The following is a 23,933-nucleotide window of genomic DNA, read 5'->3' as shown; positions in this document are numbered from 1 at the left end:
GGCAGGAGGAGGGTGGGGAGAAGCGACTGGTGGGCTACGTGGTGCACGCGGAGCCGTGGGACGCGGAGGCGTTGCGGTCGCGGTTGGGGCAACGACTGCCGGAGTACCTGGTGCCGAGCGTACTGCTGCGACTGGAGGGACTGCCGCTGGCCCCCACGGGCAAGGTGGATCGCAAGGCACTGCCCGCGCCGGGACGGCCGCAGCTCGCGTCGCGCGGTGCGCATGAGGGGCCCCGCGACGAACTGGAGCGGAAGCTGGTGCGCGTGTGGGAAGAGGTGCTGGGCGTGAGTCCCGTGGGCGTGACGGAGGACTTCTTCGCGCTGGGCGGCCATTCGCTGATGGCCATCCGGCTGCTCGCACGCATCCGAGGCGCGGTGGGCAGGGCGTTGCCGGTGTCGACACTCTTCCAGCGCGCGACGGTGGAGCATGTCGCGTCCGTGCTGCGCCGGGAGTCAGCGACGACGTCCACGTGGAGTCCGCTGGTGCGACTCCAGGAAGGGCTGGGACAGAGGCCCTTCTTCTGTGTGCACGCGGTGGGTGGCACTGTGCTGAGCTACGCGGAGCTGGCGAAGTCGTTGGGGCCCGAGCAGCCGTTCTTCGGGCTCCAGTCGCGTGGACTCGAGGGAGATGTGCCTCCATGCGAGAGCATCCCGGAGATGGCGAGCCTCTATCTCTCCGCGATGAAGGAGGTGCAGCCACGTGGGCCGTACCGGCTCGGAGGCTGGTCGATGGGAGCCAGCATCGCGTGGGAGATGGCGCACCAGCTCCAAGCGCAGGGCGAGCGGGTGGAGGTGCTCGCGCTCATCGACGGCTTCGTGCGTCCGTTCGACGGAGAGGGCTCCGCGCCTGGGCACGATGAGGCCCGGCGCTTCGGCGCGATGTTCTATTCGGACCTGATGCGCGCGGCGGGGAACGTTGTCGACCTGACGGATGAAGGGCTCGTGCGACAGGACCCCGAGGCGCTGATGCGCACCCTGGCGGCGACGAGCAGTGGAGTCCAATCACTCGAAGTCCTGCGCCGGGTCTTCGAGGTGAACCTCCTGGCGGCGTGGAGCTACGTGCCGGCGCCCTACGCGGGGCCTGTCGTCTCCATCGAGGCCACGGGCACCACGCGCGTACACGGCTGGGAGCAGGTGACGACGGGCGAGCTCACCGTCCACGCGATTCCGGGCGACCACTACTCCATCTTGCGCGGGCCCGACGTGACACGGCTGGCGTCACTGCTGCGTGAGTGCTTCGAGCGGACCCAGGACGTCACTGTTCGCGCTTCGTGACTCCTGGCACGTGCAAGAGAGCGGCGGCATCCCACCGCTCCCGAACTGCTCAGTACCGCCGGACGCTCTGCTCCGGGCCGGAGCCGCGGATGCGCCAGACGGTGAGGCGCTGCGAGTTGGTGTGGCTGACCACCATGCCGTCCTGCTGCATCTGCTCCAGCAGGCGGTTCGTCTTCAAGCGGTCCAGGCCCACGGCCTTCGCCAGCACGTCACCGGGCAGGCCGGTGATGTTGCGGCGCAGCTCGTTGACGATGGCCTTCTTGAACTCGTTCTTCTGCAGGCCGTCCAGGTCCTGCGTCTTCCACGCCTGGAGCACGCCCGCGGCGATGAGCACCAGCGTCAGAATCGCCACCAGCGGATAGATGATGTGGCTGTTCTGCTCCAGGACCTCGAAGTACTTCGGGGACATGGAGGAGACAGGACGGGTGTAGTCCGGCACGATCTGCGCGAGCAGGCCGGAGAGCTGCATGGACATTGCGGGAAAGGTCGCCACGGCTCCCCAACTCTAGGGGGAGCCGCGCCTGCCCCGCAACTCGCACGCCGCGTCAGACGACGCCCATGGCCTCGGAGGCGCCCTCGGCGAACAGCGTCGTGTCCGCCTTGGCCAGCAACATGGCGAGCCCCTCGCGCGACTGGGCGCTGATGGCCACCCCGCCCCGCGAGCGCAGCAGCGTCTCCACTTCCTCCGCCGGCATCAGGTCCGCCTTGTTCCAGACCATCAACCGAGGCTTCTCCATCAACCCCAGCGACGAGAGGATCTTCTCCACCGCCTCCACCTGCTCGTCCCGCGCCGGGTCCGCCGCGTCCACCACGTGCAACAGCAGCGTCGCGTCGTACAGCTCCTCCAGCGTGGCTCGGAAGGCCGCCACCAGGTCCTTGGGCAGGTCCCTGATGAAGCCCACCGTGTCGGTGATGATGACCTCGCGCTCCTGTGGGAAGCGAAGCCGGCGGCTCGTCGGGTCCAACGTGGCGAACAGCTTGTTCTCCGCCAGCACCTGCGCGTTGGTAATCGCGTTGAGCAGCGTGGACTTGCCCGCGTTGGTGTAGCCGACGATGGAGATGACTGGCAGCTCGCGCCGGTTGCGCTGCGCGCGACGCACGCTGCGCTCCTTGCCAATCGCGTCGATGCGCTTCTCCAGATGCGTGATTCGCTCGCGCACCCGGCGTCGGTCGATTTCGAGCTTCGTCTCGCCAGGGCCTCGTCCGCCGATTCCACCCGCGAGCCGGCTGAGCGAGTCGTCGCTCTGCACCAGCCGGGGCAGCCGGTACTTCAGCTGCGCCAGCTCCACCTGGAGCTTGCCCTCCGCGCTCTGCGCCCGCTGCGCGAAGATGTCGAGGATGAGCTGCGTGCGGTCCAGAATCTTGAGGCTGGTGGCCTCGCCGATGTGGCGCCCCTGCGACGGGGTGAGGTCCTTGTCGAAGATGAGCAGGTCCACCATGGACTGCATCGAGCGCAGGTTCAGGTCCTCCAGCTTGCCCCGACCGATGAGGTAGCGAGGGTCCGCCTCGCGCTTCACCTGGAGCACGCTGTCCACCACCTCCACGCCCGCCGTGCGGGCCAGCTCCCGCAGCTCCGCGAGGCTCGCCTCCGCCCGGCCCCGGTTTCCGTCCAGGCACACCGCGACGAGGATGGCCTTCTCCCGGCCTCCCACCGCGCGCGCCGCCGCCTTGCGGCTGAACTCCTCCTCCAGCGCGCCCAGCGTGTCCGTCAGGTCCGGCTGCTCCCCGTGCACGGAGGGCAGGGTGGAGACGTGCCAGAACTCACCCGTGCCGTTCTCCGGTACCAGGTAGGCGTAGTGCAGCACGCCCGGCAGGCCCTCCTGGCCCACGCCCACCGCGGCCACGCAGTCCAGGCGCAGGAGCGCGAGGTCCGTCAGGTCGTCCTTGGTGAGGGGCTCGCTCTTGAGGTGCGTGTGCACCAGCCGCAGGCCACGCAGACGCACCTGACCCGCGCGAGCACGACCGATGTCGGGCAACTCGAGCTTGTGGGCATTGCCCACCACCACGTGCTCGATTTCACCCTTCCGGTTGATGAGCACGCCCACCTGGCGGTTCGTCTCGTGGGACAGCTCGGTGAGGTGGCGGGCGAGCTCGGGCGACACGATTTCGTGCGGTGACACGCGCCGGCGGAAGGTGTTGCGCAGCCGGTGCTGCTCGTTCGCCTTGAGGCCCAGGGTGTTGCCGAAGATTTCCTTCAAACGCTTGCTCCTCTGACGAGGACCGGCCGTCCCCGTCCTTCCCGGCACTTTATACGGCGCCGCGTCCAGGTGGCTGACACCACCGTTCCGGGCCGGATTGCCGGAACCGTAGTGAACACACGGCCCTTGCGCGCTGTTTCCGTTTCCGTCCTAGGCTGCCGCGCGTGAGTCACTCGGGACGTAACGCCCTGCGCGCCGCGAAGCGCGTGGTCGTGAAAATCGGCACCAACGCCCTCACCCACGCCACCGGCCGGTTCAACCGCGAGCACTTCGTGGCGCTGGGGCAGGACCTGCTCTGGGCCGCCCAGGGGCGCGAACTGGTGGTGGTTTCCAGCGGCGCCATCGCCCTGGGGATGGAGCGATTGGGCCTGTCCGCCCGGCCCCGGGACATCCCAGGCAAGCAGGCGTGCGCCGCGGTGGGACAGAGCCGGCTCATGCAGGCCTACGAGGACGTCTTCGGAGGGCAGGGCCAGGCGGTGGCGCAGGTGCTCCTCACCCACGAGGACATGCGCGACAGGCGGCGCTATCTCAACGTGAAGCACACGCTGGAGCGTCTGCTGGCCGCCAGCGTGGTGCCCGTCATCAACGAGAACGACACCGTCTCCGTGGACGAGCTGAAGTTCGGCGACAACGACACGCTCGCGGGCCTGGTCGCGGGCGTGGTGGAGGCGGATGCCCTCATCCTCCTCTCCGACGTGGATGGACTGCACACCGCGGATCCGCGACGAGCCGCGGGCGCCAGCCTCCTGGAGACGGTGGAGGTGGTGACTCCGGAGGTGCTGGCCCTCGCGGGAGGCACGTCCAGCGGCGTGGGCACGGGCGGCATGGCGACCAAGGTCCGCGCCGTCGCGAGCGCCGCCGAGCAGGGCATCCGAGGCGTCATCACCTCCGGCTCCGTGGCCGGTCGCCTGCGCGCCGTGCTGGAGGGCGAGCCCGTGGGCACGCTCTTCGAGCCGACCGGCGCGCGCCGGGGCTCGCGCGCGGCTTGGATTGCCCATGCCCTGCGCCCGCTGGGCACACTCACCGTGGACGCCGGGGCGCGCGAGGCCATCGTCCAGGGCAAGCGCAGCCTCCTGCCCAGCGGCGTGCGCGGCGTGGACGGGGACTTCGACCGGGGCGACCCGGTGGATCTGGCGGACGAGTCCGGAGCGGTGTTCGCGCGGGGCCTCGCCTCGTATGACGCGCAGGAGCTGCGGCGCATCGCTGGACGGCGCACGTCCGACATCGAGTCGGTGCTGGGCTACCGCTACCTGGATGAGGCCGTGCACCGCGACGACCTCGCGGTGCTCTAGCGGGAGACGGAAGGGACGCGAATCAGATGGAGCAGGCGGAGGAGCCGTTGCCGCCATCCGTGCTCAGCTGCATCAGCGCGCGGAACTCCGGAGAGTCCACCTTCATCAGGAGCAGCGACACTTCCAGCTCACCGGGCACGCGGCCGAGCTGCAACTTGCGCTGCTGTCCGTGCAGGAGCGCGAGCTCCGAGTGACCCTTGGCCTCCGGCAGGAGCAGGTCCAACTGGAGGAGGAACGACTCGCCCTCCGCGCGGGGCATCAGCACCAATCGGTAGTCCGCGAGCGGAGCACCCGGACGACGGCGCTCGGCGCGCAGCGTGCGGCCCGTCTCTCCCAGCAGCTTGGGCTGGGCGACCAGCCGGCCTTCGCGCCAGACTTCGACGGCGAAGTAGAGCGGCTCGGCTTCAGCGGACGAAGGCATCACCCCACAGGCCAGCCCCAACAGCAGTGCCAGCCCGGCAACCACGTTACGGAAGGTGCGGTTCATGGTGAGGTTCCCTTCTGAAGCTGGCGCAGGAATATCCCAAGTCGCGCCCATAGTGCGAGCCCTCCTTGGTCGGCTTTCGGGTTCCTACCTGATTGACAAATATCGCACAGGTGAATACCTGCTTGCCTGTTCAGTCGTGGCCAGCTAACTGCCTGCCCCCCGCACCGGCCGGGCCGTCGTTTCCCGCTGTCACGTACCCCTTCCTTGACCCCCCGGGGTCCGCCCGGCATCGTCGCCGATCTTCCCGAATGGACCGCACCGAACGCATCCTCGACCTCGTCGCTCTCTTGCTCGACGCCCGCGAGCCCATCAGCTGGGCCGAGCTGCGCGAGCACTTCCCCGCAGACTACGGAGGCTCGGACGACGCCGCCGAGCGCAAGTTCGAACGCGACAAGGCAGAGCTGGTGGAGCTGGGCTTTCCCCTCACCTATGTCCAGGGCGATGACGAGCGCCGCGATGGCTACATCGTGGACCGTGACGCCTACTACCTGCCGGAGGCGGACCTGACGAAGGAGGAGCTGGCCGTGCTCTACGCCGCCGGCTCCGCGGCGCTCGCGTCCGGCGTCTTCCCCGGCAGGGATGACCTGGCGCACGCGCTGCGCAAGATTGGCTTCTTCGCTGGCGAGTCGCTGCCCACGCCCAGGGTCCGCATGGAGCTGGGCGCCACGCAGGCGGGACAGGAGAAGGAGGTCTCCGCCCGCCTGGAGCAGCTCTGGGAGGCCTGCGCCGCGCGCAAGTGGGTGGAGATGTCCTACGCCAGCCCCAAGCACCCGGGCACCACGCAGCGCAAGGTGGACCCGTATGGGCTCGCGCTGCGCCGGGGCGTCTGGACGCTCGTGGGCTACTGCCACCTGCGCGGCGGTCTGCGAACGTTCCACGTCCACCGCGTGCGTGAGCTGAAGGCGAACACCGCGCGTCCTCGCACGCCGGACTTCCAGGTGCCGGAGGACTTCTCGCTCGACAACCACGTGGCGTACTTCCCGTGGCAGCACCGCTTCCACGAGCCGGTGGAGGTCGTGTTGCGGTTGTCCGGCGCGCTGGCGTCGCGTGCCTCGGGCCTGTTCCCGGGCGCGGTGCTGGAGACGGTGGCCGAGGGCGGAGTCACGCTCGCGCGGCTGCGGGTGAGCTTCCTGGATGGACTGGCGCGCTTCTGCCTCTCGCTGGGGGCGGACTGTGTCGTGGAGGGGCCGGAGAGTGCCCGCTCGCGGCTGAGGGAGATGGCCGCGCGCGTCGCCAACCGCCATGCGGACGCGCTGGAAGACAAGGTGAGCGCATGAGCAACGTCCACGAGCGGCTCCGCCGCCTGCTGTTCCTCGTCCCGTATGTGTCCAAGCACCCTGGCGTCACGGTGGAGTCGCTCGCCCGAGCCCTCAACATCAGCCGCGAGGACCTGCTGGAGGAGCTGGACCTGCTCACGTGCGTGGGCCGGCCTCCCTTCAACCCGGACGACTACATCGATATCTACGTGGACAATGACCGCGTCTATGTGGACCTGGACCAGCGCCTCTTCGCCCCGCCCCGGCTGACGGCGGGAGAGGCCGCCGCGCTGGCCGCGTCGGCGGAGCTGTTGCGCCCCGCCTCCGGTGACGCGCTCCAGAGCGCCCTCCAGAAGCTGGAGCACGTGCTGCCACCCCAGGTGCGCGAGCGCTACCGGGAGATGTACCGGAAGATTGATGCCTCCACCGAGGCCCCCCAGGCGCTCGGGCCGCTCACCCGCGCGATTCTCGAAAGACGAGAAGTCATGTTCGGTTACGCCAGCCCGGGCCGGGCCGCCGAGCCGCGCCGGGTGCGTCCGTATGAGCTGCTCAGCCACCGGGGACAGTGGTATCTCCAGGGTTTCTGCCACACCCGGCAGGACGCTCGCCTGTTCCGGTTGGACCGGATGGAAGACCTCACCGTCACTGAAACGCCATTTCTCCCCCCGCCCGACGCCCGGGCGGACGTTCCCAACCCGGCCCGGAGCAGCTCCGAGGCGTCTGTGCGCGTGCGGTTCTCGCCCGTGGCGGCGCCCTACGTGAAGGAGCGCTTCGGCCAGGACGCTCGCCCGCTTGCCGATGGGGGCGTGGAAGTCCTCGTGGCCGGCGACAGCGAGCGCTGGCTGACGCAGTGGGTGCTGTCGTTTGGTGGCGAGGCGGAGGTGATGGAACCGGTCTCCGCGCGAGCGGCCGTTGCCCGAGCGGCGCGTGCCTCGATAGGATTGTAGGGCCCCCATGCCTTTCCAGCTGACGATCTCCGAGGGAAAAGACGCCGGCAAGGAGTTCGTCTTCGACCAGGACTCCGTGCTCATCGGTCGTACGTCCGAATGTGACGTCGTGCTGTACGACCCGGGCGTGTCCCGCAAACATTGCCGCCTGTTCCTCGATGGCGACGCCTACAGCGTCGAGGACCAGGGCAGCGCCAACGGCACCTTGCTCAACGGCACCGCGGTGCAGACGCAGGCCCTGGAGGACGGCGACAAGCTGACCCTGGGGCCGGTGACGTTCGTCTTCGCCTTGATGACGGAGGAGTCCACCGGCGAGGAGGAACTGCCCGCCGGGGCGGAGGAGGGCGCGAACAGCACGCGCATCGTCTCCGTGGACGCGCTGAAGCGTCAGCGCAACAAGGGCGTGGCCCTGGCCCCGGATGGCGCGGACGAGGAGTCCCTGGAGGAGATTCGCCAGGGCGCCACCCGCAACAACCTGCGCGCGCTGCGGCCCGCGGGGCAGAGTGGTTCGCGCGCGGCGCTGGCCGCGTCGAACGAGCCCGCGGCCATCGAGCGGGCTCCCGCCTCGGCCCCCGCGCCTCGTCGTCCGCAGCCCAGCTCCGCGCCCGTGCGCGCGCGGCCGTCCGCCAATGCCGGAGCTGGCGCGGGCAGTGGGCTGTCCGCCGCCGAGCGCGCCCGCATCCGCCGTGAGTCCCCGGGCCTGGTGGCGAGCGCGAAGCTGTTCTGGGCGGACGCCAGCAACATGGTGCGCGGCGGCCTGGTGGGCGGCGGCGTCGCCGTGGTGCTGGGCCTCTTCGGCCTGTTGTACTGGCTGGTGCTCAGCGAGGTGGACATGGGGCCGGTGGGCGAGGAGCCCTCGGTGCTCACCCAGCAGCCCATCCGCGACTCGTTCGGCCTGGGGCCGGACGTGACGTGGGCCCGGGCGGACATGAAGATCTTCGAGTGGGAATACACCGCCGCCACCAAGGCCGTGGTCATCCTCCACTACCAGGCGCAGGGCATCTCCAAGGACGAGGTGATGGTCAGCGTCAACGGCGTGGACGTGGGCAAGGTGCCCCCGGACACACTGGCCAGCCAGGACCGCTCGCTGGAGCTGATGATTCCCTCCCAGCACCTGAAGAAGGGCGAGCCCAACCGCATCGTCTTCGACAACACCAAGAATCCGCCGGGTGAGGACCCCTGGCGCATCTGGAACGTGTGGGTGGAGCGCGCGCTCTTGCCGGACCTGCTGCCCGAGGAGTTGCTGCGTCAGGCCACCGAGTCCTACAAGCGCGGCCGGAAGAACAACGACACGCCGGACATCGGTGCCCGCAACCGCTACGAGGCGTGGAAGTCCTTCCGCGAGTCGTGGCTGATGCTGGAGGCCCACCCGGAGCCCAAGCCGGACCTCTACTACGAGGCGCAGGAGCGCATGAAGACGGCCCAGCAGGAGCTGGACAGGACGTGCGCCAAGCTGCTGCTGGAGGTGGAGGGCTACTACAACCAGGGCAACTACAAGGCCGCCTCCGCCACGCTGGACCACATCAAGCAGTACTTCCCGGAGTTCGACCAGCCGTGTGCCACCCGCGCCGAGAACAAGCGCGGAGAGTACGGGCTGTAGCCGCTTCCTGTTTTCGCCGGGATGCACCGTCCCCCAGTGGACGGTGCATCACCCCGTGGGGCCATTCAGGCGGCCCTTCGGGTTGCCGGCCCGGGGCGCCGTCCTCAACGTAGGAGGACCATGCGCGACCTGGAGGCGATGAGCGAGAGGACGGGAGTGTCGGGAGAGGTTCCTCCCGAGCCCGGCTGTGCGCGGAGCCCCCTGCCGGAGCGAGCGCCCGTCTGGAGCCCCGGGGTCTCCGGCCTGCTCCTGGCGCGCTACTACCTGCCTCGTGGACACGCGGTGACGCGCGGCAACGCGTGCGTGCTGCTGCGCGACGGCGTGGAGGCGTATCCGGCGATGCTGGACGCCATCCGGCGGGCCCGGCGCTACATCCGCCTGGAGACGTACATGTTCATCACCGACGCCGTCGGTGAGCTGTTCGGCCAGGCGCTCGCGGAGGCCGCCGAGCGCGGCGTGCACGTGAAGGTGCTCTACGACGCGGTGGGCTCCTGGACGAGCCGCAAGGGCTACTTCGAGGAGCTGCGCCAGCGCGGCGTGGACATCCGCTCCTTCAAGCCCTTCAACCTGTCGCGCGGCTGGCGGCACCTGCTGCGCCGGGACCACCGGAAGATTCTCGTCGTCGACGGCGAGGTGGCCTTCACCGGCGGGGTGAACATCTCCGAGCACTGGGCCCCGGAGGGGCAGGGCGCCGGTTGGCGCGACGACGTGCTGCGAATCGAAGGCCCCGCGGTGCACGTGCTGGAGCGGCGCTTCCTGGCCACCTGGCGGATGATGTTCCAGGACCGCATCCACCGCTGGGCGTCCGGGCTGCAGCACCGCCTGCGCCGGCGGCGGGGCGCTTCCTCCCCGCGCGGACCCACGGGCCTGGCGGTGCTGTCCAGCCGGCGGAGCATCCACCGCGCCTACGTGCACGCCATCCAGCGCTCCCGGCGCAGCGTGCTCATCGCCGCGGCGTACTTCATGCCGGACCGGAAGCTCGTCGTCGCCCTGCGCGACGCGGCCAAACGGGGCGTGGAGGTGAGCCTGCTCCTCAACGCCCGCAGCGACCACCCCCTGATGGAGTTCGTCACCCGGGCCTTCTACGAGAAGCTCCTGGGGGCGGGGGTGCGCATCTTCGAGTGGCAGCGCGGGGTGCTCCACGCGAAGACGGCCGTCGTCGACGGGGCCTGGGGGACCATCGGCTCGTTCAACCTGGAGCGGCTGAGCCTGGCCTTCAACCACGAGGTGAACGCCGTGTTCGCCGACCCCCGGCTGGGTCAGCAGTTGGAGGCCTCCTTCCGGACGGACTGCGGCGACTGCCGCGAGGTGACGCTGGCGGAATTCCGCCGCCGGCCCCTCTGGCGCAAGCTCCTGGAGCGCGCCCTGTACAGCCTGCGCAAGCTCATCTGACGGATGGGGCTTGTCTCCGCCCTGTCTCGCCGTGACGGGACAGGGTGTCGGAGACGACATTCCCCAGCGGGACGCATGGTTCCGATGAGCGGGGCTGGACTCTTGCTGGGTCAACAGTCCATCGCAGGATGCGCGCGCAGGAACCCTTTGCAACGCGTCAAAGGCGAGCCTAGAAGTGCCCACATCCTGCGCACGGAAGGGCACCTCACATGACCGACAGTTTCGGCACGAAGTCCAAGCTTCAGGTGGGCTCGGCCACCTACGACTACTTCAGCCTGAGCAAGCTGGCCAAGGCACATCCCTCCGTGGATCGCCTGCCCTTCTCGTTGAAGGTGCTGCTGGAGAACCTGCTGCGCAACGAGGATGGCCGCGTCGTCAAGCGCGAGCACGTCGAGAAGATGCTGGCGTGGGACCCCAAGGCCACCCCGGACGTCGAAATCTCCTTCCACCCCGCGCGCGTGCTGCTCCAGGACTTCACCGGCGTGCCCGCCGTGGTGGACATGGCGGCGATGCGCGAGGCCCTGGCCACCATGGGTGGCGACCCCGCCAAAATCAACCCGCGCAACCCGGCCGACCTGGTCATCGACCACTCGGTGCAGATTGACTCCTTCGCCACGACGGCGGCCTTCAAGGAGAACGCGGAGCTGGAGTTCGAGCGCAACCGCGAGCGCTACGCCTTCCTGCGCTGGGGACAGAGCGCGTTCAAGGGCTTTGGCGTCGTTCCGCCGGACATCGGCATCTGCCACCAGGTCAACCTCGAGTTCCTGGCGCAGGTGACGTTCCGTCAGGGCACCACGGTGTACCCGGACACGCTGGTGGGCACCGACAGCCACACGACGATGATCAACGGCCTGGGCGTGGTGGGCTGGGGCGTGGGCGGCATCGAGGCGGAGGCCGCGCTGCTCGGCCAGCCCATCACGATGCTCATCCCCCAGGTGGTGGGCTTCAAGCTCAACGGCGCGCTGCCCGCGGGCGCCACCGCGACGGACCTGGTGCTCACCGTCACGCAGATGCTTCGCAAGAAGGGCGTGGTCGGCAAGTTCGTGGAGTTCTTCGGCCCCGGTCTCAAGGGCCTGTCCCTCCCGGACCGCGCCACCATCGCCAACATGGCGCCCGAGTACGGCGCGACCATCGGCTTCTTCCCCGTGGACGAGGAGAGCCTCAACTACCTGCGCTTCACCGGCCGCCCCGACGCCGTCGTCGCCCTCACGGAGACGTACGCCAAGGAGCAGGGTCTGTGGCGCAAGGATGACGCGCCGGAGCCGCTCTTCACCGACACGCTGGAGCTGGAGCTGTCCACCGTGGTGCCCAGCCTCGCGGGCCCCAAGCGTCCGCAGGACCGCGTCCCGCTGACGGACATGAAGTCGGGCTACGAGAAGTCGCTCGTGGAGATGCTCGCGGCCGGCAAGAGCAAGGGCGAGGACGACGAGGGTGGCGGCAAGGCCAAGGCCCCCGCGGCCGAAGTCGCTCCGGAGCGGCTGGCCCAGACGGTCACCGTGAAGCAGGGCCGGGAGAGCTACCAGTTGGGCCACGGCGCGGTGGTGATTGCGTCGATTACGTCCTGCACCAACACGTCCAACCCGGCGGTGCTGGTGGGCGCGGGCCTGCTGGCGAAGAAGGCCGTGGAGAAGGGCCTCAACCCGAAGCCCTGGGTGAAGACGAGCCTGGCCCCGGGCAGCCGCGTCGTCACCGAGTACCTGCGTGACTCCGGCCTGCTCCCCTACCTGGAGGCCGTCGGCTTCCACGTGGTGGGCTACGGCTGCACCACGTGCATCGGCAACTCCGGTCCGCTGACGGAGCCCGTCGCCAACGCCGTCGTCGAGGGCGACCTGGTCGTCGCCGCGGTGCTCTCCGGCAACCGCAACTTCGAGGGCCGCATCAACCCGCACGTGCGCATGAACTACCTGGCCAGCCCGCCGCTGGTGGTGGCCTACGCGCTGGCCGGCGAAGTCGGGCTGGACATGGACAAGGAGCCGCTCGGCCTGGACCCCAATGGCCGCCCGGTGTTCCTCAAGGACATCTGGCCCACCAACGAGGAGATCAAGACGGTCATCCGCGCCTCGGTGAAGCCCGAGCAGTTCCGCAGCCAGTACGCCAACGCCATGGACGGCGACGCGCTCTGGCAGCAGCTGCCCGTGGGCAAGGGCTCCACGTTCCAGTGGGATGAGAAGTCCACCTACGTGCGCAAGCCGCCCTTCTTCGAGAACCTCCCGAAGGAGCCCAAGGCGACGCAGGACATCAAGGGCGCGCGCGTGCTGGCGCTCCTGGGTGACTCCGTCACGACGGACCACATCTCGCCCGCCGGCAACATCGCCAAGACGAGCCCGGCCGCCAAGTACCTGATGGCGGAGGGCGTGGAGCCCAAGGACTTCAACTCCTACGGCGCGCGTCGCGGCAACCACGAGGTGATGGTGCGCGGCACCTTCGCCAACATCCGCCTGAAGAACCTGCTCGTCCCCGGCGTGGAGGGTGGCGTCACCGTCCACATCCCCACCCGCGAGCGGATGAGCATCTACGACGCCTCCATGAAGTACCAGGCGGACAACACCGCGCTGGTGGTGCTGGCCGGCGCCGAGTACGGCACGGGCTCCAGCCGCGACTGGGCCGCCAAGGGCACGCAGTTGCTCGGCGTGAAGGCCGTCATCGCCAAGAGCTTCGAGCGCATCCACCGCTCCAACCTCGTGGGCATGGGCGTGCTGCCCCTGCAGTTCGAGGCGGGCCAGGACGCGCAGTCGCTGGGCCTCACCGGCCACGAGACGTTCGAAATCACGGGGATTGCGCAGGACCTGGCGCCGCAGAAGAAGCTCACCGTGAAGGCCACGGGCGAGGGCGGCACCAAGGAGTTCACCGCGGTGTGCCGCATCGACACGCCGAACGAGCTCGACTACTACCGGCACGGCGGCATCCTCCAGTACGTGCTGCGCCAGCTCGCGAAGGCGTAGTCCTCCTAAGAAGACAGAGACCGGCACCCGCTTTCCTCGGCGGGTGCGGGACTCGCACAGCGGCCCGGAGTGCCCTCGTGGCGCTCCGGGCCGTCGTGTCTCAGGGCTCCTTGAGTCGCGCCCAGGCGGCGCGGTAGCGGGCCAGCCGCTCCGCGTCCTTGGCCGTCACCGCGGTCAGCCGGCGCACGTCCATGTTGTCCTCCAGGTCCGCGAGCTTCACCCGGCGCGCCAGCGCGTCCGGCCGCAGCCGCTCGATGAAGGCCTCGTACGTCTCGTGCTCGCGCCGGGTGAGTCCCTCCAGCGCTCGCAGTACCGGCTCCGGGTAGCCACCTTCCCGCAGCCGCTCCAGCGTCCAGGGCGTGTCCTCCACCACGTCGTGGAGGATGGCGACGGTGCGCTCCTCCTCCGTCTCCAGCCGCATCATCAACCGCAAGGGATGCAGGATGTAGGGCTGGCCCGCCTTGTCCCGCTGACCGCGGTGCGCCTCCACGGCGAGGGCAATCGCGTCTTCGAGCGTGGGCATTCCAGGTGTCCTTCGTGAGGGAGAAGCGTCAACGTTACCGCGAGTCAGGCGCGGCGTTCAGTTGTGGTTGCCGGAGCCCGTGCCCGTGGTGCCCTGCGACGTGTTGGGGCCTCCGCCGCCGTTGTAGCTGAGCAGTCCCTCCACGGCGAGGGTGCTGGGGTTCTGCGTCCCGTCGCTGCGGCGGGGGCGCAGCGTGGAGGAGATGCACACCGCGCCGACGACGGCCACCTGGTCATTGTCTCGACGCCAGTTGGGCGCGACGGGGTCGTACTCGTCCTCGTTGTCGCGGATGTACAGGTACACGTCCGGCTTGCCGTCACCGTCCACGTCCGCGAAGAGCGCGGGGTTGGTGGCCAGCAGCGTGGGGGAGAACGGGTCCGCGGGCGCCGGGTTGAAGGTGGAGCGCACCGGATTGTGGATGGACGGCGCGGCCAGGTAGGTGTTCCAGCTCGCGTAGTTGCGCCCGTAGTAGCTGCGCGCGAGCTGCAGGCCGCTCTCCGCGCAGCTCTGTCGCTGGCCCGCGCGACTGCTGGCGACGGCGCGCACGCGCTCTCCGCCCGCGTACACCATGAGGCTCGCCACCAGGCCCAGCAGCACGGTGACGAGCATGACGACGACAATCAGCGTGGCGCCACGGGCGGCGCGGGGAAGGGACTTGCGCGGCTTGGAGTGCATGGCGCTCACAGGTTGGCGGCCGCCAGGTTGGGCAGCTCCAGACGGCGGGTGTAGAGGCTGCGGTAGAAGCCATCCGCGACGACGGCGGCCGGCGGCACGTTGTTCTCCGTGGCGATGCGCTTGTCGTCCGCCAGCACCGCGGTGCTCTGCGTGTTGCGGCGCGGGTTGCGGCCGGTGGCCACCACGCTGACGCGCACCGTGCGCAGGCCCGGCTGGAAGGCGGAGGCCAGCCCGTGTCGCCACGTGTACTGGGCCGGGTCCTCCTGGCCCGTGGTGTCGAAGCCGAAGGCCACCTGCAGGTCCTCCACGTTCTCCTGCACGACGAAGGGCTGCTCCGTCGCCAGCTCCGAGAAGGGTCGGCCCAGTGCGTCCGCCAGCAGCCTGCCCTCCGTGCGCAGGAGCGACGGACGGCCGGACGTGGGGTGGGGGCCGATGAAGAAGTGCAGCAGCCGCACCGGATAGACGAGGTCGCCGCTTTGATACCCGCCCCGCTCCGGCGCGTTGGAGAAGCCCGAGGTCCCCGCCTCGTCGTAGTTCACCTGGCCCGGCGTGCCCGGGCTCTGCGGGGAGATGACGACGTTGGAGATGAGCGCGGCGCTCGTCATGTTGCTGACCAGATGGAGCGAGTCCGACTTGAGGCTCTGCGTGCAGTTCACCTGGAGCACGCCCGTCCCGGGGCGCACCACGGAGGCCGCGGCGCCGGGGGTGACGCAGGGCTCGCCCAGGTAGTCGCGGTCCGGCACCACCAGCCACAGGTCATCGCTGCCATCGGCGGTGGGGGTGCTGGAGTTGGTGCCCGCGCCGGTGGTGCCATCGCGGCCGAAGATGGCGCCGACGCGCACGGGCACTCCGCCCTGGCGCACCCAGATGCCACCAGGCGCGCCGGCCCCCGCCTGGCGCACCATGTTCATGAGGGCCTCGCCCGCGAGCCGGGAGGCGTCATGGCTGTCGGCGGTGTGCTCCGTGTTGTGGATGACGCGGCTGCCCGCCATCATCAGCGCCGCCGCCGCCGCGATGATGATGGCCGTGAGGGCCAGGGCGACCATCGTCTCCAGCAGCGTCATCCCTCGCAGGGCTCTCATTGGACGAACACCTCGTTGTGGAACTGGGCGCGGTCCGCGGTGTCGCCCTTGCGCACGACGCGGGTCCACACCGTCACCGGCCGCGAGCCCGCGGGCAACAACGCGGTGGCCGACGGCGGCACCTCGAGCGGCAGGCCCGTCGTCACCAGGACCTCCCGGCAGTACGTCCCCTCCGGCAGCGCGGCGTCGTTGCACGCCGTGCCCGCGGGGATGCCCGCGAGCGGCTCCACGTGCCCGGTGGCGGACAGCATGAAGTACGCCCCGGAGCTGGGGTCCCCCGTCACCGGCACCGTCGGGTCCGCCCGCCAGGGCGCCGCGCCGGGCGCCAGCGTGGTGGGGGGCTGCGTGGGACGAGGCACCGCCCGCGCGAGCAGCGGGCCCTTGGCGGCCAGCCACAGCCGCTGCGTGCTCGCCTCGAGCAGCAGTCTCTTCACCTGGAGCAACTGGCCGTCATGCACGTCGCGCGAGGCGAACACGATGCCGCCCACCGCCCCGGTGGCGGCGAGCGCCAGCACCACCATGGCGATGAGCACTTCGATGAGACTGGAGCCCCGGCGGGTGAGCCTTGAGCCCCGGCGGAGGACGCGAGCAGGCGAGCTCATTCGAAGAACCTCTGGCTCCAGTTGAGCAGTCGGAAGATGAAGCCTCCCTGGCCATTGACGCGCAGGGTTTCGTCCGGGCTGGAGGCGCCCGTGTTGGTGGTGTTGTCGATGCGCGTGTTGGTGATGCGGCTGACCTCCAGCCCCACCACGAAGTCCTGCGACGTGGTGCCGCTGTCGCGGTGGTACACCGTCACACCGCCGAAGTTGGCCAGGCTCAGCCCGGGCAGCACCGTGGCCGCGGCGCCCGCCGAAGTCGCGGTGTTGCCCAGGTCCAGCTTCCAGGTGTTGCCCTTTGTCGTCCCGTCGACCGACATCAAGTCCCCCAGCTTGCCGTTGGCGGTGCTGAAGTACGCGGTGCGCCCGGCCACGGTGATGTTGCCGTAGATGTGGCGCGGGCCCGCGAAGGACAGCGGGAAGGGTGGGGGCTCCTGGAGCACGCCCTGGTCTTTCGCCAGCGAGTGCGCTCCCGACGCCGAAATCGCCGAGCCATTCAGCTTGAAGCCAGCCTCGCCCATGGGCAGCCGCCGCTTGCGGTCCAGCAGCGCCAGGTGCACCTGTCCCGCGGCGGTGGGCTGCACCCAGTCCGCGCCGCCGGTGCCCACCATGGCGACCAGCTCCCCCTCGTAGCCCTCCAGGGCGGTGCCGGTGGCGATGGTCTGCGGCAGCCGCGCCAGCGCCACGTTGGTGGTGATGGGCCGGCGCTGGGGGTCGGTGGATTCGGTGTCCAGCGCGGAGTACTTGCAGGGCGACGTCTCCGAGCACGAGGGGCCCAGGCGCAGCACGTTGGAGTTCTGTCCGGTGGCGCCGTCCAGCTCCCACAGCCGGCCCTCCATGTCGCCCACGTACAGCCGCGAGGCGCCGCCCGTGTCCGTCAGCACGGTGGGCGCGGTGGGCGCGGTGTTGTCCACCCAGCTCTGGGTGAACTCCTGCTCCCACTGCCACAGCTTCTGTCCGGTGGCCGCGTCGATGGCGAAGACCTCCATGCCGAACGTGGGAGCGCCATACGCGCCCGAGCTGCTGGAGGCGACGAAGACGGCATAGGTGGGCTCCAGGCCCTGGCGCACCACGCCCACGGACAGGCCGCGCGTGCCGCCCAGGCCTCCGTAGTTGTAGAGGCCGGAGGGCTCGCGGCCCGGGTCCGTCTGGGGCGCCATGAGGAAGCGCGCGTCCTTCTCCTTCCACTTCACCGCCCACTGCGTGCCGCCCGTGTCGCGGTCCGCCAGCTCCACCGGAGCGTGCGGCGGGAAGGCGCCCGTCTGCGCGTGGCTGCCCGCCAGGTGCCACAGCATCACCGGGCGCAGGGGGTTGGTGATGTCCACGGCGAACAAGTCCCGGCCCGGGTTGCCCACGTTGGCCACCAGCACGGTGTGCCACTCGCGCTTGCCGCTGCCCACGAAGTCCGCGAAGACGTCCATCACCACCGGCGCGCTGTTGACGCGCGCATTGTTGCTGCGCAGCCACGGCAGTTGCGTGGCCGGCAGGAAGCTCCACAGCTCCGTGCCGCGCGGGGGCGTGGTGCCGCCGCTGAAGCTCGCGCTCCAGTTCTTCTGGAAGGCGGAGTCCGCGGCGCTGACGTTGGGGAACGACAGCGTCTCCGCGGGGCCCGCGTAGCGCGCGCCGCCGGACACGTAGAAGGCGTGGAGCTGTCCGTCCAGGCCCGCCGCGTAGGTGACGGTGGGGCGGGGCGCGCCCCGGTCCGGGATGTACGCGCTGGGCTTCACCACCGCGGGCGCGGAGTGAACGAAGCCGCCCAGGTGCGCGCGGTTGTCCGCCTCGTCGTTGTTGCACTGGCTGTCGCTCGGCTCCAGGACGGGCGTGCCCGTGCCGTCATGGCGCGTGCTGGTGGCGAAGCAGAAGCCGCGCACGCGCTGGAGCAGTTGCGCCACCGCGTTGAAGTCCGAGGCGAGCTTCGCCTTGTTGACCGCCTCCATGCTCTGGCCGAAATCGGTGCCCTCGAGCTGCGGGGAGTACTGCACCGCCTGCTGCAAGTCACACACGCCATCACCCGTGGGCGAGGTGACGAAGTCGAAGCGCGACGTGCCGTCGGGGTTCTTGGCCTCGCCCAGCTTCAGCACGTCCACGCAGTTGGAGTTGGGCGAGCCGCCGTAGTTGGCGTTGATGGCGGTGCCGGCCACGCTCTGGGGCTTCCAGCCCACCTGGAGCACGCCGCGAGGCGCGCGCAGGCCCGCGCCCAGCGAGGGGTTCGCCTTCACCTGTCCACCGAAGTAGGTGAAGAGGTTGCGCTCGCGGGGCGGGGGCAGCGCGGCGTCCGCGTCCCACAGCGTGGACGCGTCCAGCTCACTCTCGCCCGTGCCGAGCGAGTCGCCGCCGATGAGCGAATGGGCGCGCAGGTGGCCCGGGAAGTACGGGAACACCCACTGCGAGCCCTGGGCGTGCACGTACGTGTCCACGCCGGGCGGGTAGCCCGACACCGCGTCGTAGGTGGCCGCGAGCACCAGCGCGCGCGTCCCGTTGGAGTCGCTGCCGTTGGTGTCGTCGAAGGCGACGGGCGCGGAGAGGGCGCGCTCGCTGCTCAGCGGCTCGGAGCCCAGGTTGAGCAGCGTGTTGAGCACGATTCGCGTGCCGGGGACGCTCGACTTGAAGTCGTGGCCGGCCAGGTAGACGATGGTCGCCTTCTTCGGGTCATTGTCCTTCTGGTTGAAGGTGAAGAAGTCGTGGCCGCGCCGGTTGTCCTCCGCCAGGTGGAGGGCGTTGTCGTAGATGTGCTCGTCCTTGTGGCCGTACCAGCTCACCGCGAGCCGGCGCACCCCGTCCTTGTAGTTGACGCGGTAGTTCTCCGTGTGACCCGCCACGTTGTTGAAGCGGAAGTCGCCCATCTGGGAGAACGGGTCTCCGGGGTTGGGATAGAGGATGCACGCCGCCCGGCTGCCCTGCGGCTGCGCCATGTAGTCGGGGTCCGTGCAGTTGCGCCCGTCCCAATTGCTGCCGCCGCCGAGCTTGTTGTACTGGAAGTTGCTCTGGCCCTGGAACCGAGAGCTGAGCACCGGCGTGTTGTCCGGGCGCTTCGTCGTCTCGTAGGACCAGATGCTCGCGCACTCGGCGAACAGGCCGCTGCCGCGCTGGTTGGTGAAGTACTCGATGTTGTTGAGGGCGTTCTCCCGCTGCGTCGTCGCCCCGTCGCCGTTGGCCACGTACTCCGCGCGGCCGATGTTGCCGATCTCCCAGTGGGGCGCCCAGAACACCTTGTAGCGAGGCTTGTTGGTGACGGGGTCCACCGCGTTGAGCAGGCCATTCTTGAAGGCGCTGGTGGAGACCAGGTCCGCGTTGGCGTGGAGCGCGTCGTAGATGAGGCCGGGCTTCTTGCCATTGAGGGTGCAGTTGGAGGTCGTCCCCGCGGGGCAGCCGCCGGCCCCCGGGAAGTCCAGGCCCGCGTTGCGCAGGTAGTCGTCCAGCATGCCGCCCTTCACCAGCGGGTCCCCGCCGCCGTTCGTCCCGTCGGACAAGTCCAGCAGGGCGATTTTCGGCGGGACGCGGTTGATGCGGCGGGCCACCGGCGCGGTGAACTCGATGGTGGACTGGTGCATGCGCACGTAGTGGCAGCCGCTGTTGTTCTTGAAGGTGGCGCAGTCGCTCGGGCACGTGGTGCGGAACTTCTCCGGGGACAGGTCTCCAGAGCCCGAGCGGATGAAATCGATGGCGCGCTTGGCATCCGCCGCGTCGATGATGAACGCGCCGCCCATGTACCGCACGGTGCTGAAGCGCGGGCTGGTGACGCTGTTGTTCAGCGTCGTGGTGGTGAAGTACGGGCGCGCTTCCACGGCCGTGGTGGTGAAGTTGTCGATGTTGCCGTTGGGATAGATGCCGCTGGCGGGGAAGGACGCGCCGTAGTTCACCGGCACCACCGGCTGCTCCGTGTTGTTGGTGATGGTGAAGTCGCAGCCGTCGTTCCACTTCGAGTCGCCGGCGGGCGCGGGCGGCGTGTGGCGGTTGGTGGGCACGCACCGGTTGGGCGACGCCTTCAGGTCATTGATGGCCAGATACACCGTCACCGGCTGACTGGCGTTGGCGCCGCCGGGCTGGTTCGCCTGGAGGATGCGCCACACCAGCCCGTACGCGGACAGCGAGCCGCAGCCGCGCTGGAAGGTGGCCTGCTCGGGGATGATGAGCGCGCCACGACTGAAGGTGACCAGGTCCGTCGCCGAGGCGGGTAGCGCCATCAGTAACGACAACGCCAGCAGCGCGCGCAGTGGCGTGAAGGAAAGGGGCCGAGGAGTCATGGGGTGCTCCCACCGGGGGTGAACCGACCCAAGCCGGGTCAGATTCGCCACCTGGTTGCACGCCATGTGCCCTGGCCTTGCGCGCGCCCGGCCCCAGTGTCGCGCCGGGAAAATCCCAGTGCGCCTGTATGCTCGGGAAGCGCGCGGCTATGCAAAGTTTGCGACTCCGCAAGCGCTTGCGTAGCGGCGCTTCAGCGGTGCGGGGTGGAGTTCACCAGTCCGACTTGCCCCGCAGCGTCTTCTTCTCCGACGTGCGCTTCTTGCCTTCCAGACGTCGGCGCTTGGCGCCCGCGGTGGGGCGCGTGGCCCTGCGGACCTTGGGGACGAAGGTGAGGGCGCGCAGGCCCTCGCGGAGCCGGTCCAGCGCGACGCCCTTGTTCTGAATCTGGCTGCGGCGCTCGGTCGCGGTGACGGACAGCTCCGTGGCGCCGTGGGTGAGGCGCACGCCACTGGCGGTGGTGTTGCGGTGCTGGCCGCCTGGCCCTGAGGCGATGAAGTAGTCCACCTCGCACGCCTTCAGCAGGGCCTCGTCATCGAGCGCCAGGGCGTCCAGGGCGGCTTGTCGGCGTATCGGTGAGGTGGTCATGGCGTCTCTCAAGGTAGCCCTCGACGCCGGGGTCGTGCACCGACTGACTCGCTCCCTTGCGCCCCATGTCCGGGCCCCCGGAGGCGCCCCCGTTCCGACCTCCAGTCGAGCCTCTCTGGTTGAGAGGGTGATTGTATCAATTTGATATGGCCGGGTCGGCCTAGGTGGGTGGGCCCTAGTGATTCCAGTGGGTTGAGTCGTGGCCCGGGTGTTGCCTTATGGGTGGCCAGACGCGGCAAGCACGGGAGATACGAACATGAGCTTCAAGACCTGGCAGCTGGATACGACGCACTCGACGGTGGGTTTCATGGTCCGCCACATGGTGGTGGCGAAGGTGCATGGCCGCTTCACGCGGTTCGAGGGCAAGGTGGTGGTGAATGGGGATGACCTGTCGCAGGGCTCGGCCGAGGTGAAGATCGATGTGTCGAGCATCGACACGGGCGTGGAGCAGCGTGACAACCACCTGCGCTCGCCGGACTTCTTCGACGTGGCGGCCTTCCCCAAGCTCATCTTCCGCAGCACGCGGGTACAGGACGCGGGCAAGGGCCACTACCGCGTGGTGGGTGACTTGACGATTCGCGACGTCACGCGCGAAGTCGTGCTGGAGACGGAGCTGCTCGGGAAGGTGAAGGACCCGTGGGGCAATGAGCGGCTGGCCTTCCAGGCGAGCACCAGCATCGACCGCAAGGACTTCGGCCTCTCGTGGAACCAGGCGCTGGAGGCAGGCGGGCTGCTCGTGGGTGAGCGTGTGGATATCACCCTGGATGTGCAGGCGGTGGCGGTGGCCGACGAGAAGGCGGCGTGAGGAAGCGGGCGATGGGAGGCCCGCTGACCCGGAGGTCCGTGACGGGCGGCCTGGTCGTCGGGGCTTCGGGCCTCGTGGGCGGCGGGCTCCTGTCGCGCCCCGCGACGCGGGGTGGGGTTGATGCATCTGAATTGCAATTAGAAAGGAAAGGGAGGCAGGCGATGATCTCCGTTCGAAATGCAGAGGAAAGAGGCCATGCCAACCACGGCTGGTTGGACACGCACCACACGTTCTCCTTCGCGGACTACTACGACCCGGACTTCATGGGGTTCAGGTCCCTGAGGGTCATCAACGAGGACACGGTGGCGCCCAATCGCGGGTTCGGGATGCACCCGCACCGGGACATGGAAATCATCACCTACGTGCTGGGCGGCAAGGTGGAGCACCGCGACAGCATGGGGACCGAGGCGGTCATCAAGCCCGGCGAGGTGCAGCGGATGAGCGCGGGGACGGGCGTGGTGCACAGCGAGATGAACAACTTCGGGGAGCCCCTGCACATGCTGCAGATCTGGGTCGTCCCGAATGAGAAGGGCCTGAAGCCGGGCTACGAGCAGAAGGCGTTCGACGCGAAGGAGCGTCAGGGCCGCTTCCGCGTCGTGGCGTCGCCGGATGGGCGCGAGGGCTCGCTGACGGTGCACCAGGACCTGGTGCTGCACGGCACGCTGCTGGGCGCGGGGGAGAAGGCGGAGTACGCGCTCTCTCCGGGCCGGCACGCGTGGGTTCAGGTGGCGCGGGGCGCGGGCACCCTGAACGGAGTGAAGGTGAAGGCGGGTGATGGAGTGGCGGTGTCGGCCGAGGACACGCTGGTGCTCACCGCGGAGACGCCCGTGGAAGCGCTGCTGTTCGACATGGCCTGAGCGCGAGCCAGCCCGAGGCGCACCTGGGCCGGGTGGCGAGGGCTTCAAGAGCCCTGCTCCCCGGCCCTCGTGCGTTTCGAGGCGCGAGGGCTTCCCCGCTGCTAGCGGACGTTGAGCGTGAGGCCCGTCTTGACCTGTCGCCCGTCCTCGCTGGTGGCGACGATGGTGATGGGGATGGGGATGCGCGTGGTGCTGGTCTCGGTGTTGATATTGAAATTGACGGTGGTCTGCTCCGGCGTCACGACGAGGGGCGTGGCGGAGATGCGCTGGGTGGGGGACTCGACGGTGAGCGTGACGGGGCCCGCGAAGGGCGCCGTCCGGGTGACGGTGACCCGGACGAACTCACTCTGTCCCGCGAAGAGCTCCAACTGCCGGTTCTCCAAGGCGATGGCGAAGTCCGGCTGTGTCTGCGGCGCGGGCAGGACCACGACGTAGAACGTGGCGCCCGACGCGACGTCATTCACGGCGTTCGTCGCCAGCAGCAGCATTCGCTGGGTGCCCGTCACCTGGATGTCCTGGGCGACGGCGAGGGTGACGGGCGTGGTGACGAGCGTCTCTCCGGCGGGGAGGACGACTTCGGGCGCCAGGGTGATGCCCGCGGGCTCGGACTCCAGGTTGACGCGCAGCTCCCCGAGCTCGTCTCCCTCGCGCTCCAGGGTCAGGTCGAACTGCGTGGACTCGCCAGGCGTGAGGCTGACCACCCCGGGCGCGGTGATGAGGACCTGGTAGAACGGCGAGTTGCTGTTGCAGGAGGCGGCGAACAGGCAGCCGAGGATGAAGAGGCTTCGGCGGATGACGGGCATCATGGTCGTGGATCTCCCGGGGTCGTCGCAGCATGAAACCGCCGCTCCCGCCGGGCAAGCAGGCCGGAGGGCCAGCGTGCGCGGAGCGACACCGGCGGAAGGTGACGACGTCCCAACCCTCGTGCCGCCCGGGCATTCCTTGGGGGCGGAGTCGGGGCGTCGTGTCCGGGGCGTAGAACTTTGGGCGGGGTGATTCGTTCACTGGGACGAACGCGCGCGCAGACCTCTTCCCAGCTTCCCTCGCAGACCCCCTTCCCGGAGTACGTCATGGACCTCAAGTCCCTGTCGCGGGCCATGCTGTCGGCCGCGCTCGCCACCACCTTGTCCGCTGCCCCGGCCCTGGCCGAGTCCGTCGTCCCCGAGCCTCCCAGCAC

General features: G+C 69.5%; 19 protein-coding genes. 9 read left to right on the top strand and 10 right to left on the bottom strand.

All coding sequences use genetic code 11. The features are described 5' to 3' along the window. On the top strand, positions 1-1,274 hold a 1,274-nt coding region (locus HUW62_RS31405), incomplete at its 5' end, for a thioesterase domain-containing protein (protein ID WP_176436497.1). 49 nt (positions 1,275-1,323) lie between these two features. Here the strand turns inward: HUW62_RS31405 and HUW62_RS31400 are convergent. After that, positions 1,324-1,749: a hypothetical protein gene (locus HUW62_RS31400; protein WP_163866588.1), complete on the bottom strand. Its 426-nt coding sequence runs from the start codon at positions 1,747-1,749 to the stop codon at positions 1,324-1,326. 70 nt (positions 1,750-1,819) lie between these two features. Then, positions 1,820-3,472 carry a GTPase HflX gene (gene hflX / locus HUW62_RS31395; RefSeq protein WP_163866520.1) on the bottom strand — a complete coding sequence of 551 codons (1,653 nt, stop codon included), beginning with the start codon at positions 3,470-3,472 and terminating at the stop codon, positions 1,820-1,822. A 155-nt stretch (positions 3,473-3,627) separates the two neighbouring features. On the opposite strand from hflX, the gene proB reads away from it, so the two are divergent. Continuing rightward, positions 3,628-4,764 carry a glutamate 5-kinase gene (gene proB, locus HUW62_RS31390; protein WP_176436498.1) on the top strand — a complete coding sequence of 379 codons (1,137 nt, stop codon included), beginning with the start codon at positions 3,628-3,630 and terminating at the stop codon, positions 4,762-4,764. A 22-nt stretch (positions 4,765-4,786) separates the two neighbouring features. Here proB and HUW62_RS31385 read toward each other — a convergent pair whose 3' ends face one another. Further along, on the bottom strand, positions 4,787-5,251 hold the full coding sequence (locus tag HUW62_RS31385; RefSeq protein ID WP_163866521.1) for a hypothetical protein: 465 nt from the start codon (positions 5,249-5,251) through the stop codon (positions 4,787-4,789). 248 nt (positions 5,252-5,499) lie between these two features. Here HUW62_RS31385 and HUW62_RS31380 point away from each other — a divergent pair, with 248 nt between their 5' ends. The 5 genes from HUW62_RS31380 (at position 5,500) to acnA (ending at position 13,388) form a co-directional block, all read left to right on the top strand. Beyond that, positions 5,500-6,528 (top strand): YafY family protein, encoded by a 1,029-nt coding sequence (locus HUW62_RS31380; RefSeq protein ID WP_163866522.1) that lies wholly within the window; start codon positions 5,500-5,502, stop codon positions 6,526-6,528. After that, on the top strand, positions 6,525-7,454 hold the full coding sequence (locus HUW62_RS31375) for a WYL domain-containing protein (protein ID WP_163866523.1): 930 nt from the start codon (positions 6,525-6,527) through the stop codon (positions 7,452-7,454). The genes HUW62_RS31380 and HUW62_RS31375 overlap by 4 nt, the downstream gene beginning before the upstream one ends. Positions 7,455-7,461: 7 nt before the next feature. Further along, positions 7,462-9,054, top strand: coding sequence for an FHA domain-containing protein (locus tag HUW62_RS31370; protein ID WP_163866524.1), 1,593 nt, complete (start codon positions 7,462-7,464; stop codon positions 9,052-9,054). Between the two features lie 120 nt (positions 9,055-9,174). Then, complete coding sequence (locus HUW62_RS31365) at positions 9,175-10,446, top strand: phosphatidylserine/phosphatidylglycerophosphate/cardiolipin synthase family protein (protein ID WP_176436496.1); 1,272 nt, start codon at positions 9,175-9,177, stop codon at positions 10,444-10,446. Between the two features lie 209 nt (positions 10,447-10,655). After that, on the top strand, positions 10,656-13,388 hold the full coding sequence (gene acnA / locus HUW62_RS31360) for an aconitate hydratase AcnA (RefSeq protein ID WP_176436495.1): 2,733 nt from the start codon (positions 10,656-10,658) through the stop codon (positions 13,386-13,388). Positions 13,389-13,488: 100 nt separating this feature from the next. Here the strand turns inward: acnA and HUW62_RS31355 are convergent, their stop codons facing one another. The 6 genes from HUW62_RS31355 to HUW62_RS31330 all read right to left on the bottom strand — a co-directional run bounded on the left by HUW62_RS31355 (position 13,489) and on the right by HUW62_RS31330 (position 21,094). After that, positions 13,489-13,911 carry a GTP pyrophosphokinase gene (locus HUW62_RS31355; RefSeq protein ID WP_176436494.1) on the bottom strand — a complete coding sequence of 141 codons (423 nt, stop codon included), beginning with the start codon at positions 13,909-13,911 and terminating at the stop codon, positions 13,489-13,491. A 57-nt stretch (positions 13,912-13,968) separates the two neighbouring features. Then, positions 13,969-14,586, bottom strand: coding sequence for a VCBS repeat-containing protein (locus tag HUW62_RS31350; RefSeq protein ID WP_163866528.1), 618 nt, complete (start codon positions 14,584-14,586; stop codon positions 13,969-13,971). Positions 14,587-14,591: 5 nt separating this feature from the next. Continuing rightward, a complete protein-coding gene (locus HUW62_RS31345) occupies positions 14,592-15,668 on the bottom strand; it encodes a PilW family protein (RefSeq protein WP_163866529.1) in 1,077 nt (358 codons plus the stop codon). Next, positions 15,665-16,270: a prepilin-type N-terminal cleavage/methylation domain-containing protein gene (locus tag HUW62_RS31340; RefSeq protein ID WP_163866530.1), complete on the bottom strand. Its 606-nt coding sequence runs from the start codon at positions 16,268-16,270 to the stop codon at positions 15,665-15,667. The genes HUW62_RS31345 and HUW62_RS31340 overlap by 4 nt, the downstream gene beginning before the upstream one ends. Continuing rightward, entirely contained in the window at positions 16,267-20,508 is a 4,242-nt protein-coding gene (locus tag HUW62_RS31335; RefSeq protein WP_176436493.1) for a hypothetical protein, read from the bottom strand. Before HUW62_RS31335 ends, HUW62_RS31340 begins: the two co-directional genes overlap by 4 nt. A gap of 211 nt (positions 20,509-20,719) precedes the next feature. Then, a complete protein-coding gene (locus tag HUW62_RS31330; RefSeq protein WP_163866532.1) occupies positions 20,720-21,094 on the bottom strand; it encodes a peptide chain release factor-like protein in 375 nt (124 codons plus the stop codon). A gap of 256 nt (positions 21,095-21,350) precedes the next feature. On the opposite strand from HUW62_RS31330, the gene HUW62_RS31325 reads away from it, so the two are divergent. After that, positions 21,351-21,899, top strand: coding sequence for a YceI family protein (locus HUW62_RS31325; RefSeq protein WP_163866533.1), 549 nt, complete (start codon positions 21,351-21,353; stop codon positions 21,897-21,899). A gap of 161 nt (positions 21,900-22,060) precedes the next feature. Next, the gene (locus HUW62_RS31320; RefSeq protein ID WP_163866534.1) at positions 22,061-22,756 is read left to right on the top strand and encodes a pirin family protein; all 696 of its coding nucleotides are present in this window, start codon (positions 22,061-22,063) and stop codon (positions 22,754-22,756) included. A 101-nt stretch (positions 22,757-22,857) separates the two neighbouring features. Here HUW62_RS31320 and HUW62_RS31315 read toward each other — a convergent pair whose 3' ends face one another. Then, positions 22,858-23,562: a hypothetical protein gene (locus tag HUW62_RS31315; RefSeq protein WP_163866535.1), complete on the bottom strand. Its 705-nt coding sequence runs from the start codon at positions 23,560-23,562 to the stop codon at positions 22,858-22,860. Positions 23,563-23,933: the final 371 nt, after the last annotated feature.

Source organism: Myxococcus sp. AM011, from assembly GCF_013372595.1.
GTDB classification, from domain to species: domain Bacteria; phylum Myxococcota; class Myxococcia; order Myxococcales; family Myxococcaceae; genus Myxococcus; species Myxococcus eversor.
This window is presented reverse-complemented; position numbering and strand designations above follow the sequence as displayed.